This is a genomic window from Janthinobacterium sp. C22 (genome assembly GCF_057919405.1).
The window spans coordinates 2,186,053-2,198,334 of record NZ_CP193659.1; the positions used below are offsets into that span (position 1 = coordinate 2,186,053).

The window sequence follows — 12,282 nt, forward strand, 5'->3', positions numbered from 1 at the left end:
ATGGCCAACACTGTTGTCGGATTACGCGGGGCCTTGCCCCGCTAATCCGACCTACGTGAGCGTAAAAAAGCGCCGGACCCTTGCAGGTGCCGGCGCTTTTTCATGTTTGAAACGATTACGCCTGATATAGGTGTTCCGGCTGGCCCGCCACGTCCACGCGCACGGACAGTACGTGGCCCGTCAACGGGTAGTCGGCGATTTCTGCTGCCGAGCGGTTGTGGCTGGCGCTGGTGATGTACAGGGTGCGCAGGTCGGGGCCGCCGAACGTCACCATGGTGGGGCAGCGCACGGGCACGGTAATTTCGCCCAGCAAATGGCCATCGGGCGCGAAGCGCAAGATCTTGCCGCCTTCAAACATGGCCGACCAGTAATTGCCTTCGCTGTCGACGGCCGCGCCATCGGGGCGTCCGCCGTAATCAAACGCTTTCTTGTCCGTGGAAAAACGCTGGAACGGCTGCGGCGCGGAAATGGCTCCCGTGGCCGTGTCGAAGTCGAAGCGGTCGATGCGGTGCGTGGTGGTATCCGCGTGGTACATGGTGCGCTTGTCAGGGGAAAAGCCCAGGCCGTTCGACACGGTCATGCCGCCCGACCACACCTTGCGCACATTGCCCTTTTCCAGCACGAACATTTCCGCCGCATCGGCGTTGCGCGGCTCGAATATCGTGCCGACCCAGAAGCGGCCGGCCGGATCGACCTTGCCATCGTTGAAGCGCGTGGTGGCCATGTCGAACGGCGCCGGGGCGATTTCCGCCAGGCTGCCCGTCTTCGTGTCCAGGTGGGCGAAGCCGCTGCGCAGGGCGACGATCAGGCCGCCTCCGGCATTGATGGCCAGCGCCGACGGTTCCGTCGGCATGTTCCACTGCGCATGCTTGCCGCTGGCCGGGTGCAGCCGGTGCACGGCGCGGCCATCGATGTCGACCCAGTACAGGGCCGCTTCCTTGCCATGCCAGAGCGGGCATTCGCCCACTTGCATGGGTTTGTCGCTGACTACCTTGATTTCGTAAATATTCATCTATCTCTTTTTAATATGCGGCTTTTGCTGCTTTAGCCAGGGCAATCAAGCCATTGGTCGAGCTGTCGTGGTGGTCGGGACGGGCTTCACCCGTCAGTTCGGCCTGGATTTTCTTCGCCAGTACCTTGCCCAGTTCCACGCCCCACTGGTCGAAACTGTTGACGTTCCACAAGACGCCCTGCACGAAGGTCTTGTGTTCGTACAGCGCGATCAGGGCGCCCAGGGTGGTCGGGGTCAGCTGGTCCATCAAGATGGTGTTGCTGGGGCGGTTGCCAGGGAAAGTCTTGTGCGGCACCAGCGCCTCGATCTCGCTTTCCGGCAAGCCCTGCGCCTGCAGGTCAAGGCGCACTTCCGCGCCTGTCTTGCCCGTCATGAAGGCTTCCGACTGGGCGAAGCAGTTGGCCAGCAGGGCGTCGTGGTGGCCGGGCAAATCGTGCGTGGCGCGCAGGGCGGCGATGAAGTCGATGGGCGTGATGTCCGTGCCCTGGTGCAGCAGCTGGAAATACGCATGCTGGGCATTCGTGCCGCAATCGCCCCAGATGACGGGACCGGTGGGCACATCTACCGGCTGGCCATCCTTGGTGACGCGCTTGCCGTTGCTTTCCATATCCAGCTGTTGCAAATAGGCGGCAAAGCGGCTCAGGTCCTGGTGGTAGGGGGCGATGGAAACGGAGCCGCAGTCGAGGAACTGGCGGTTCCAGAAGCCGACCATGGCCAGCACCACGGGCATGTTGTCTTCCAGGGGGCCTGGCGGAAGTGCTGGTCCATCGCATGCGCGCCGGCGAGGAAATCGCTGAAGTATTCGAAGCCCACGGACAGCGCCACGGCCAGGCCGATCGACGACCAGACGGAATAGCGGCCGCCGACCCAATCCCAGAACGGGAACATGTTTTCCGGTGAAATGCCGAAATCGACGATGGCTTGCGTGTTGGTCGAGACAGCCACGAAGTGTTGCGCCAGATCCTTTTCTTCGCCTTCGAGCAGGAACCAGGCGCGCGCCGTGTTGGCGTTGAGCATGGTTTCCGCCGTAACAAAAGTTTTCGATGCCACGATGAACAGGGTGGTTTCCGGATCGACTTTCGACAGGGTCGCTTCCATGTCGTGGCCGTCGACGTTGGAAACGAAGTGCATTTCCAGGCCCGGGTTGGCATACGAGCGCAGCGCCAGGCACGCCATCTTCGGGCCCAGGTCCGAGCCGCCGATGCCGATGTTGACGATGTCGCAGATCGGCTTGCCCGTGTAGCCGAGCCAGCTGCCATTGCGCACCTTGTCCGTGAACGCTTTCATTCGCTGCAATACATCTTGTACGTCGGCATCGATATCCTGGCCATCGACCACCAGCCTGGTGCCGCGCGGCGCGCGCAAGGCGGTATGCAGAACGGCCCGATGTTCGGTAAGATTGATTTTCTCGCCAATAAACATGGCTTCGCGCTGCGCTTCCACGCCGCGCTCGCGGGCCAGGTCCATCAGCAGCGCCATGGCGGTGGCGTCGACCCGGTTCTTCGAGTAATCGAGCAGCAGGCCGGCCGCATCGACCGTCATGCTGGAAAAGCGGGCGGGGTCGGCGGCGAACAGCTGGCGCAGATGCACTTCGCGCAGGCTGGCGCTATGCGCTTGCAGGGACTGGAAACTGGCGGTGGCGGTGATGGCAGGAGTAGGTGCTGGCTGGCGCATGGCGGTCGGCTTGGGTGCGTGTCTCGGTTGAAAGGAGCGCGGCGCGTTCGTGGTGGCGAACAGCGGTTCCGGCGTTAGTATGGGAATAATACATCAGAAAAACGTAATTTCACTACAGTTTGTGCAGGCGCATGGCATTTTCAGCGTTTTTTCAGCGTTTTATCCGTGCTGCAATAGATAGGCAAGCAAGACGAGTGGACGTGGCACGCTGTTGTTTTGCCTTGAAAGGTCGTGGAAAAATGGATTATTTTCGCCATTGGCCACGGCAAGAGTGCTTCTGCGCGACCATTTTGTAGTAAAATTTCACGAAATACTCATTTTTAAGGAAATCCATATGGCGCTGCATCCAGTAGTCGAATCCGTAACAGCGCGCATCATCGCGCGCAGCCGGCCATCGCGCGGCGCCTATCTGGCGCATCTGGATGCGGCCCGCATCCAGGGCGTGCAGCGCGGCGCCCTGTCGTGCACCAACCTGGCGCACGGCTTTGCCGCCTTTCCCGCCAACGACAAGCTGTCGCTGAAGGAATACAAGAAGCCGTCCGTGGCCATCGTGTCCTCGTATAACGACATGCTGTCGGCGCACCAGCCCTTCGAAGGCTTCCCGCAGATCATCAAGCAAGCCGTGCGCGAAGTGGGCGCCGTCGCCCAGTTCGCCGGCGGCGTGCCCGCCATGTGCGATGGCGTGACGCAAGGCCAGCCAGGCATGGAGCTGTCGCTGTTCTCGCGCGACACCATCGCCATGTCGACGGCCGTGGCGCTGTCGCACAATATGTTCGATGCGGCCCTGTACCTGGGCGTATGCGACAAGATCGTGCCGGGCCTGCTGATCGGCGCGCTGCACTTCGGCCACTTGCCGGCCGTCTTCGTGCCGGCCGGCCCGATGACGTCGGGCTTGTCGAACCAGGAAAAAGCCAAGGTGCGCCAGCTGTATGCGCAAGGCAAGGCCACGCGCGAAGACTTGCTCGAAGGCGAATCGAAAGCCTACCACGGCGCCGGCACCTGTACCTTCTACGGTACCGCGAACAGCAACCAGATGCTGATGGAAGTGATGGGTCTGCACTTGCCGGGCGCCGCCTTCATCACGCCGAACACGCCGCTGCGCGATGCGCTGACCAAGGCCGCGGCCCAGCGCGCCGCCGTCATCACGGCGCAAAGCGGCAGCTACTTGCCGGTCGGCCATATCGTCGACGAGAAATGTATCGTCAACGCCGTCGTGGGCTTGCTGGCCACGGGCGGTTCGACCAACCACACCCTGCACCTGGTGGCTATCGCCAAGGCGGCCGGCATCGTCATCGACTGGAACGATTTCAATGAACTGTCGGCCATCGTGCCGATGCTCACGCGCATCTACCCGAACGGCGACGCCGACGTGAACCATTTCCACGCGGCCGGCGGCACCGGTTATCTGATCCGCGAACTGCTGGACGCGGGCTTGCTGCATGAAGACGTCAACACCATCCTCGGCCACGGCTTGCGCGCGCACTGCATGGAACCGTTCCTCGGCGAAGACGGCAAGGTCTTCTGGAAAGATGCGCCGGCCGCCAGCGCCGACGAGAACGTGCTGCGCCCGGCCAGCAATCCATTCGCGCCGGACGGCGGCATGGTCCTGGTGGCGGGCAACCTGGGCCGCGCCGTGATGAAGGTCTCGGCCGTCAAGCCGCAGCACCGCACGGTGGAAGCGCCGGCGCTGGTCTTCAATTCGCAGGAAGACTTCATGGCCGCCTACAAGGCGGGATCGCTGGACCGCGACTTCGTCGCCGTGCTGCGCTTCCAGGCCCGCGCGCCAACGGCATGCCGGAACTGCATGCGCTGACCCCGGCGCTGGCCAACCTGCAGGATGCGGGCCGCCACGTGGCGCTGGTCACCGATGGCCGCATGTCGGGCGCGTCGGGCAAGGTGCCGGCCGCCATCCACGTCTCGCCTGAAATCCTCGCCGGCGGCCCGCTGGGCCTCGTGCGCGACGGCGACATCATCCGCCTCGACGCCTTCACGGGCGTACTGGAGGCGCTGGTGCCGGCCGACGTCTGGCACGCGCGTGCGCTGGTCACGGCCGACCTGTCGCCGAACCACGTCGGCATGGGCCGCGAGCTGTTTTCCATGTTCCGTTCCACCGTCAGCGCGGCGGAAGAGGGTGCCACCACCTTCGGCCTGCCGTCGCCGATCCCCACCACCGTCGCCTTGCACGACGCCGACAATGTCGGCGATACCGTACCGGGTTCCGATGAAGACTTTTTGGCTAGGAAATAAGAGATGACCATGACACTACTGGAAATTATGCGCACCTCGAGCGTGATCCCCGTGATTGCGATCGACGATCCTGAACACGCCGTACCGCTGGCGCGCGCGCTGGTGGCGGGCGGCATCCGCGTGCTGGAAGTGACCCTGCGCACCCGGCACGGCCTCGAAGCGATCCGCGCCATGTCGGCCGTGCCGGGCGCCATCGTCGGCGTCGGTACCTTGACCCGTCCCGAGGAATTCGCCCAGGCACGCGATGCGGGCGCCGTCTTCGGCGTCTCGCCGGGCTTGACGTCGGCCCTGGTGGCGGCGGCGAAGAGCAGCGGCCTGCCCTTGCTGCCAGGCGTGATGACGCCAGGCGAAGTGATGGCGGCGCGTGAAAACGGCTTCCAGCAGCTGAAACTGTTCCCGGCCGTGCCGGCGGGCGGCATCGGCATGCTCAACGCCATCTACGGCCCGCTGCCGGACATCACGTTCTGCCCGACGGGCGGCATCTCGCAAGAGACGGCGTCGCAGTTCCTGGCATGCAAGAACGTCGCCTGCGTGGGCGGCTCGTGGCTGACGCCGAAAGACGCGATCGCGGCCGGCAACTGGGACCGCATCACGGAAATCGCCAAGGCTGCCAGCGGTCTTCGATTGGCTTAAGCGGTACTGGCGCGGCAGGCTTTACGCTTGCCGCGCTTTCTTCTCTTCTTCTTATGCGAGTCTTGCGCCGCCCCTCACCATCGGCGAAACCGCCATGGCCCGCAGCGTCTTCCAGGGCGCCATCGACTACGCGCGCGTGCGCGTCGTGCGCGGCTCCTTTCTGCCGTTCGGCTTGCAGGACCAGAACACGGCCATGACGCCGCGCGGCAGCCTGCATTTCATGCCGGCCCAGTACCGCGACGACTTTTCCCGCGAAGGCAACAGCGGCAAGCTGTTCTTCATCCACGAAATGGTGCACGTGTGGCAGTACCAGCTCGGCTACGGCGTGCTGCTGCATGGCGTGCTGCTGGCGCTGCGCGGCGGCTACATTGCCCAGCGCGCCTACCGCTACGATGCGCAGGCGGGCGGCGTCCTGTCCGATTTCAACATGGAACAGCAGGGCGACATCATCGCCCACTACTTCGGCGCGCGCCAGCTGGGCATTCCCGCCTACGTGGCGAAGCTGCCGCAGCTGCAGGATATCCTGCAAGGCTTCCTGATCGACCCCGCCGACCGCCGCTTGCTGCCGCGCTGATGCCGCCGTTACTGCGCCAGGTTCGATGCCAGGCGCACGTCCGGCGCGCGCAGGCTGGCCGCCGCATCCTTGCCCAGCAATAAACGCAGGTCGGCGCCCGCGCCGATGCCGCTGCCGTCCGCCGCCTGCAGCTGCGGCATGCCGCCCAAGGCCAGCGCCAGGGCGGCGGCCGCCTGCGCATGGCCGGGACGGTAGACGATGCTGCTGGCCTGGACGCCGTACGGCCGCTGGTTGCCCAGCCGCAGCACGCTGATGCCCATGCCGCCCAGCATGCCGCGCATGCGCGCCGCCATCCCCGTTTCTCCATTGCCGTTGATGACTTCCAGCCGTGGCAGGGGCGCCGCCGGTGCTAGCGGCACCACCGGTTTTGCCGGGACCGGCACGGCCGCGTGCACCGCCACGGGGGCGTCGCGCCAGCTTAGCGCGAAGATATTCGGCTGCAACCGCGTCAGCTGCAAACGGCTGGACGGGGCCGTTGGCGCGGGCGCCGGCGCCAGGTCGGGCGCGATGGCTTGCGCGGTGACGTCGACGGTGCCGATGCTGCGCGCCAGCGCCGCGATGGCCAGGTCCAGGTTGGCGCGCGCCGGCTGCTGGCCGTTGTCGAGCTGCAGCGACTGGCGCAGCACGGCCGCCGCCTGGGCATACTCTCCCTGCAGGTACAGCACATAGCCGAGGTTGTTGTAGGTCCTGGCTGTCGGCGCCTCTTGCGCCAGCGTCTGCAGCATGGCGCGGGCCGTTTCCAGCTGGCCCAGCTGCGCGTGCAGCACGGCGGCGCCATTGCGCGCGTCGGCCGAATCGGGTGTCAGCAGCATCGCTTCGCGATACGCCGCCATCGCCGCGCGCGGGTCGCCCAGCTCCTGCATGCGCTTGCCCAGCTTGCAGAACGCGGCGCTGCGGGCGGCGGGGCTGTCATCGCTGCGCGCCTGGGGCGGCGCGGCGTGATTGGCCTGGCTGTGCTGGCTGGCGGGGCCGGGCAGGTGGCCGCAGGCGGGCAGCAGGCCGGCGCAGGCGAGCATGAGCATCAGGGTGGTGTGCTGTGACATGGCGGTTCTCCGGTCAGCTGCCGCTGCTCATGCTGGGCAGGAGCACGCGGTAGATTTGCAGGAAGGCTGGCCCCATCAGGACGACCAGCAGCGAAGGGAAGATGAAAAAGATCAGCGGGAACAGCAGCTTGAGGGCGATCTTCGCCGCTTCTTCCTCGGCCATCTGGCGGCGCTTGGTGCGCAGCTGGTCCGACTGCACGCGCAGTGAGGCGGCGATGCTGGTGCCGAAGCGCTCGGCCTGGATCAGCATGGCCACCAGCGCATCGACATCCTCGACGCCCGTGCGCAGGGCCAGGTTGCGCAGCGCCCGCTCCTTGGTGTTGCCGGCGCGCAGTTCCAGCATCACCAGATGCAATTCCTCGGCCAGCACGGCGCTTTTCAGGGCGATCTCGGCCGCTACCCGGGCCAGCGCCGCATCCATGGCCAGGCCCGCTTCCACGCACACCGTCATCAAATCCAGCGCGTCGGGAAAGCTTTCGAAGATATCGCGCTGGCGCCGCTTGATCATTTGCGCCAGCACAATATTGGGCAGGTAGTAGCCGACGGCGGCCACGATCAGCAGCCAGAACAGCAATGCCTTGCCCGCCATCTGGCTGCCCGAGGCGCTCAGTCCCAGGAACAGCAGCAGGGGCAGGCCGATGGCCAGCATGGTCTTGGCGGAAAAGAACAGGATGGGCGCGGACGCCTGGCGCAGGCCGGCATTCATGAAGCGCCGGCGCATCACGGAGCCTTCCCAGCCCTGGTCGGGCAGCGACAGTTTGGCCAGCGGGCCGCTCAGGCGTACCATGCGCGCCAGCCAGGGGCTGGGCGCCGAGGATGCGCCAGGCGCCGCCGCGCTCTTGCCGGTGGCGTTGTCCATGCGCTGGCGCAAGGGATCGGGGGCAAAGCTGCGCATGGCCACCAGCACGGTGCCGAAGACGGCGATGAAGAGCAGGGCGAGAAAGGCGATATGCACGGGATTCATGAGGGTTCTCCTTGCGGGCTCAGACGCGGATGCGGATGATATTGCGCATGACCAGGACGCCGCACGCCATCATCACCAGGGCGCCGGCGAGCATCTTGCGTCCGCCCGGGTCGACGAACAGCATTTCCAGGAACTGCGGATTGGTCAGGTGGATCATGGCCGCCGCGCCGAAGGGCAGCAGCGACAGGATCCAGGCCGACAGCCTGCCTTCGGCCGACAGCACGCGTACCTGACCCAGCAGCTTGATGCGTTCGCGGATGATGCGGCTGATGCCGTCGAGCAGTTCGGCCAGGTTGCCGCCTGTTTCGCGCTGGATCAGCACGGCGATGACGAAATAGCGCAAGTCCGTGCTGGGCACGCGCGTGGCCAGGTTCATCAGGGCATCCTGCATGGCGATGCCGAAATTGACCTCGTCGAAGGTGGCGCGAAATTCCACGGCCAGCGGCGCGTTCATCTCATCGCCGACCATTTTCAGGGCGGTGGGAAAGGCGTGGCCGGCGCGCAGGGCGCGCGCCATCAGGTCCAGCGCATCGGGCAATTGCTGCTCGATGCGCTGCAGGCGCTTGGCCTTGGCGCGCAAGACCACCAGCAGCGGCAGCAGGGCCGCGCCGGCCACCAGCGGCAGGCGCAGCATCCACGGCAGGCCGAAGTAGCTGAGCAGTAAAAACGCGGCGCCGGCCGTGGCCAGCATCACGCCGGCGAAGCTGGCCACGCTCCAGCTCAGGCCCGACTGTTCCAGCAGGCGGTCGAGCGCATGCACGCGGGGCACGCTGAGCAGCACGCGCTGCAGGGCCGGGGTATCGCTCAGCAGGCGCTTCTTGATCATCGAGCTGCCCGTGTCGCCATGCGCGCCGGCCGACATGATGCGCAGGCGGCGCGCCACCCTTTCCGCTTCCGGGCCGCGCGAGGTGTTCCACGCCAGGTATATGCCCTCGATCAGCAGCACCACGGCGATGAAGGTGAGGATGGCGAATACGTAATAGAGATAGTCCATGATGCTCCCCTTAATGGTACTGGCGGGCGGGATCGAACAGGGTTTCCGGCAGGCTGATGCCGAAGGCGCGCAGGCGTTCCAGGAAACGCGGCCGCACGCCGCTGGCATGGAAATGCCCCTGCACCGTGCCGTCCTCGCCGATGCCCGTCTGGCGGAAGGTGAAGATTTCCTGCATGGTGATCATCTCGCCCTCCATGCCCGTGATTTCCTGGATCGACGTGACCTTGCGCTTGCCGTCCGTCAGGCGCGACACCTGCACCACCACGCTGATGGCCGAACTGATCTGCTGGCGCATGGCTTTCACGGGCAGGGCCGCGGAAGCCATGCTGATCATGTTTTCCAGCCGCGTCAGCGCGTCGCGCGGGGTGTTGGCGTGGATGGTGGCCATCGAGCCTTCGTGGCCCGTGTTCATGGCGCCCAGCATGTCGAGCGCCTCGGCGCCGCGCACCTCGCCCAGGATGATGCGGTCGGGGCGCATGCGCAGCGCGTTGCGCACCAGCGCCCGCTGCGTCACCTCGCCCTTGCCCTCGATGTTCGCGGGCCGCGTTTCCAGGCGTACCACGTGCGGCTGCTGCATCTGCAGTTCGGCCGCGTCCTCGATGGTGACGATGCGTTCGGCCGTGCTGATGAAGCCGGAAATCGCATTGAGCATGGTGGTCTTGCCGCTGCCCGTGCCGCCCGAGATCAGGATGTTGACCTTGGCCTTGCCCAGCGCCTGCAGGGTGGTGCTCATTTCCTCCGTCAGGCTGTGCTTGAGCAGCAGGTCGGCCAGGCGCAGGGGCTGGGCCGAGAAGCGCCGGATCGACATCACGGGGCCGTCGATGGCCAGCGGCGGGATGATGGCGTTCACGCGCGAACCGTCGGGCAGGCGCGCATCGACCATGGGGCTCGATTCATCGATGCGCCGGCCCACGCGCGAGACGATCTTGTCGATGATCTTCATCAAATGCGCGTCGTCGGTGAAGCAGACGTCGCTCAGCTCCAGGCGGCCATGGCGCTCGACATACACCTGGCGGTAGGTGTTGACGAGGATATCGGACACGCCGGGATCGGCCAGCAGCGGTTCGAGCGGGCCGAAGCCGAGCACCTCGTCCTGGATATCGCGGATCAGCGAGCGCCGTTCCAGCTCGTTGATCACCACGTTGTCTTCCGTGAGCACCTCGCTGACGAGGATTTTCAGCTCTTCGCGGATCTGCTCGCGCGACAGGCGCTGCATGCCCTCCAGGTCGACGCGGTCGAGCAGCGCCTGGTGGGTGCGGTGCTTGAGTTGCTGGTAGCTGTGGCTCGATGCGCCCTGGTGCGCGGCATCGTCATTCAGGCTGGCGTCATCCTGGGCATAGCCCAGGCGGTCCCGCAGGGTGAGTTTTTCGGCAGTCATGGTCGGTCTCCGGTGAGTGGGGCGGTATCAGGCTCGAGGATCAGGCTGGAGCCTCAGGCGCGCGCCAGCAGCCGCGCCACCCAGCCTTGCGCGGCTGGCGGGGTCTCGCCGGCCAGGCTGGCGGCCAGTTCCTGCAAGGCGCGCGAGACGGGATTGTGCGGGGCCAGCTTGAGGATGGGCACGCCCTGGCTGACGGAAGCCGCCACCCCCTCGTAGTGGTTGGGGATGGACTTGTAGACGTGCTTGCCATACGCCGCCTCGAGGTCGGCCACGCGGATGCTGTCGCTGCTGGCATAGCGGTTCAGGATCAGGCGGATCTTGTCTTCGCGGTAGCCGAGGCCGCGGAACACGTCGAGCAGGCGCTTGCCGTCGCGCACATACGGCAAGGTTGCCTGCAGCACGGGGAAGATCAGGTCGGCCCGGTCCAGCGCGCGCACGCTGACGGGGTCGAGTCCCCGTCCCACGTCGAGCAGGATGTAGTCGTACTGGCTGCGCGCCAGGGTCAGCAGCCGGTCGATATGCTCGGCCTCGACGTCGGCCGCATGGGCCGGGTCGTCGGCGGCGGCCAGCACGCTGTAGGAAGGCGTGATCTGGATCATGCTGGCCGTCAGCAGCGAGGCGTCGAGGCGCACGATCTGCTGCGACAGCTGCGACAGGGTGGCGGCCGGCTTGTGGTCCGAGACGAACAGGGCGGCGTCGCCGAACTGCAGGTTCAGGTCGAACAGCGCCACCTTGCGCTGTTCGCCGGCGGCCAGCGCGTAGCCCAGGTTGGCGGCGATGAAGGTGGCGCCGCTGCCGCCCTTGCACGAGACGAAGGCCAGCACCTGGCCCTTGCGCGTGACCTGTTTCTGCAGCTTCTCCTCGATGCGGCGCAAGGCGGCGCACAGGGCCGCGTCGTCGTCGGGCTGCAGCACTTCGCGCACGCCGGCGCGCATCGAGCGCAGCAGGAATTGCGGACTTTGCTGCGGACATTGCACGATGATGGCCAGGTTCGGATGGCGCCCGCCCAGCAGCTCGAGCCGTTCCAGCTCCGCCTCGCCCGTCTGCTCCTGCTCCAGCAGCAGCAGGTCCGGCGTGACGCCGTTGTCGAATACATCCGGTATGCTCGCCAGCAGGGTGACGCGGTCGGCCGCGCTGCGTTCGCGCAGCAAACGGGTCAGCCGCTTGAGCTGGGCTTCATTCTTCGAGACGATGACGATATTCACTTGGTACTCCCCGGTAAAAGCGTTCGGTAAAGGCGTTCAGTTGATCTGGAAGCCCAGGCTTTCGGCGTGCATGACCACCACCGAGGCTGGCACGGCGATATTCAGAAAACCGAACAGGCTGACCATCGGCGTGTAGCTGACGTTGTCGATCGAGACGCGCACGCTGTCGATGCAGCTGGCCGTACGCGTGATGTCGCCGCAGGCCGACAGGTTGTCGCCCGGGTCAGTCGGCGGCAAGGTCACCTCGGCGCCGCTCTTGTTCAGGTAGCGGATGGTGATGTTGGCGGCCGTCAGTTCCGGCGCGGCCGGCAGGGCCGTGCCGCCGAACAGGGCCAGGGTCTTGATGGCGTCGGTCTGGTCGATCCAGCGCACCACCGCTTCGCGCGCGGCGCGGCGGCTCACTTCCTGCACCGTGTTGTACAGGTACAGCATGCGGCCGAATTCGAGGATGCCGAACAGCAGGGTGAAGAACAGCAGCGCCACCAGGGCGAATTCGACGGCGGCGGCGCCGCGCTGAGGCCTGGCCGGGGGAGACGATGAAAGGCGGTGGCGCATGGC

At 65.9% G+C, this 12,282-nt stretch carries 9 protein-coding genes and 2 pseudogenes; 3 read left to right on the forward strand and 8 right to left on the reverse strand.

Going from position 1 to position 12,282, the window contains the following annotated elements; genetic code table 11:
* Positions 1 to 115 precede the first annotated feature (115 nt).
* Together ACRHIG_RS10155 and pgi are read right to left on the reverse strand one after the other, a co-directional pair.
* Entirely contained in the window at positions 116 to 1,012 is an 897-nt protein-coding gene (locus ACRHIG_RS10155) for an SMP-30/gluconolactonase/LRE family protein (protein ID WP_489630087.1), read from the reverse strand.
* Positions 1,013 to 1,022: 10 nt separating this feature from the next.
* Positions 1,023 to 2,686: pseudogene (gene pgi, locus ACRHIG_RS10160) on the reverse strand (glucose-6-phosphate isomerase).
* Between the two features lie 334 nt (positions 2,687 to 3,020).
* Between pgi and edd the strand changes: the two are divergent.
* The 3 genes and pseudogenes from edd (at position 3,021) to ACRHIG_RS10175 (ending at position 6,140) form a co-directional block, all read left to right on the forward strand.
* A pseudogene (gene edd / locus ACRHIG_RS10165) lies at positions 3,021 to 4,933 on the forward strand (phosphogluconate dehydratase).
* Positions 4,934 to 4,936: 3 nt separating this feature from the next.
* Complete coding sequence (eda, locus tag ACRHIG_RS10170) at positions 4,937 to 5,566, forward strand: bifunctional 4-hydroxy-2-oxoglutarate aldolase/2-dehydro-3-deoxy-phosphogluconate aldolase (RefSeq protein WP_489630088.1); 630 nt, start codon at positions 4,937 to 4,939, stop codon at positions 5,564 to 5,566.
* A 94-nt stretch (positions 5,567 to 5,660) separates the two neighbouring features.
* Positions 5,661 to 6,140 (forward strand): Rhs element Vgr protein, encoded by a 480-nt coding sequence (locus ACRHIG_RS10175; protein WP_489630089.1) that lies wholly within the window; start codon positions 5,661 to 5,663, stop codon positions 6,138 to 6,140.
* A gap of 8 nt (positions 6,141 to 6,148) precedes the next feature.
* Here the strand turns inward: ACRHIG_RS10175 and ACRHIG_RS10180 are convergent, their stop codons facing one another.
* Genes ACRHIG_RS10180 through ACRHIG_RS10205 form a run of 6 tightly spaced genes read right to left on the reverse strand, consistent with a single transcriptional unit; the run spans position 6,149 to position 12,279 of the window.
* Positions 6,149 to 7,183 (reverse strand): LytR C-terminal domain-containing protein, encoded by a 1,035-nt coding sequence (locus ACRHIG_RS10180; RefSeq protein WP_489630090.1) that lies wholly within the window; start codon positions 7,181 to 7,183, stop codon positions 6,149 to 6,151.
* 13 nt (positions 7,184 to 7,196) lie between these two features.
* Positions 7,197 to 8,147 carry a type II secretion system F family protein gene (locus tag ACRHIG_RS10185; protein ID WP_489630091.1) on the reverse strand — a complete coding sequence of 317 codons (951 nt, stop codon included), beginning with the start codon at positions 8,145 to 8,147 and terminating at the stop codon, positions 7,197 to 7,199.
* Between the two features lie 19 nt (positions 8,148 to 8,166).
* Positions 8,167 to 9,141: a type II secretion system F family protein gene (locus tag ACRHIG_RS10190; RefSeq protein WP_489630092.1), complete on the reverse strand. Its 975-nt coding sequence runs from the start codon at positions 9,139 to 9,141 to the stop codon at positions 8,167 to 8,169.
* 10 nt (positions 9,142 to 9,151) lie between these two features.
* Positions 9,152 to 10,519 carry a TadA family conjugal transfer-associated ATPase gene (locus tag ACRHIG_RS10195; RefSeq protein WP_475416841.1) on the reverse strand — a complete coding sequence of 456 codons (1,368 nt, stop codon included), beginning with the start codon at positions 10,517 to 10,519 and terminating at the stop codon, positions 9,152 to 9,154.
* Between the two features lie 53 nt (positions 10,520 to 10,572).
* Positions 10,573 to 11,724 carry a CpaE/TadZ family protein gene (locus ACRHIG_RS10200; RefSeq protein ID WP_489630093.1) on the reverse strand — a complete coding sequence of 384 codons (1,152 nt, stop codon included), beginning with the start codon at positions 11,722 to 11,724 and terminating at the stop codon, positions 10,573 to 10,575.
* A 36-nt stretch (positions 11,725 to 11,760) separates the two neighbouring features.
* Entirely contained in the window at positions 11,761 to 12,279 is a 519-nt protein-coding gene (locus tag ACRHIG_RS10205) for a TadE/TadG family type IV pilus assembly protein (protein ID WP_475416839.1), read from the reverse strand.
* Positions 12,280 to 12,282: the final 3 nt, after the last annotated feature.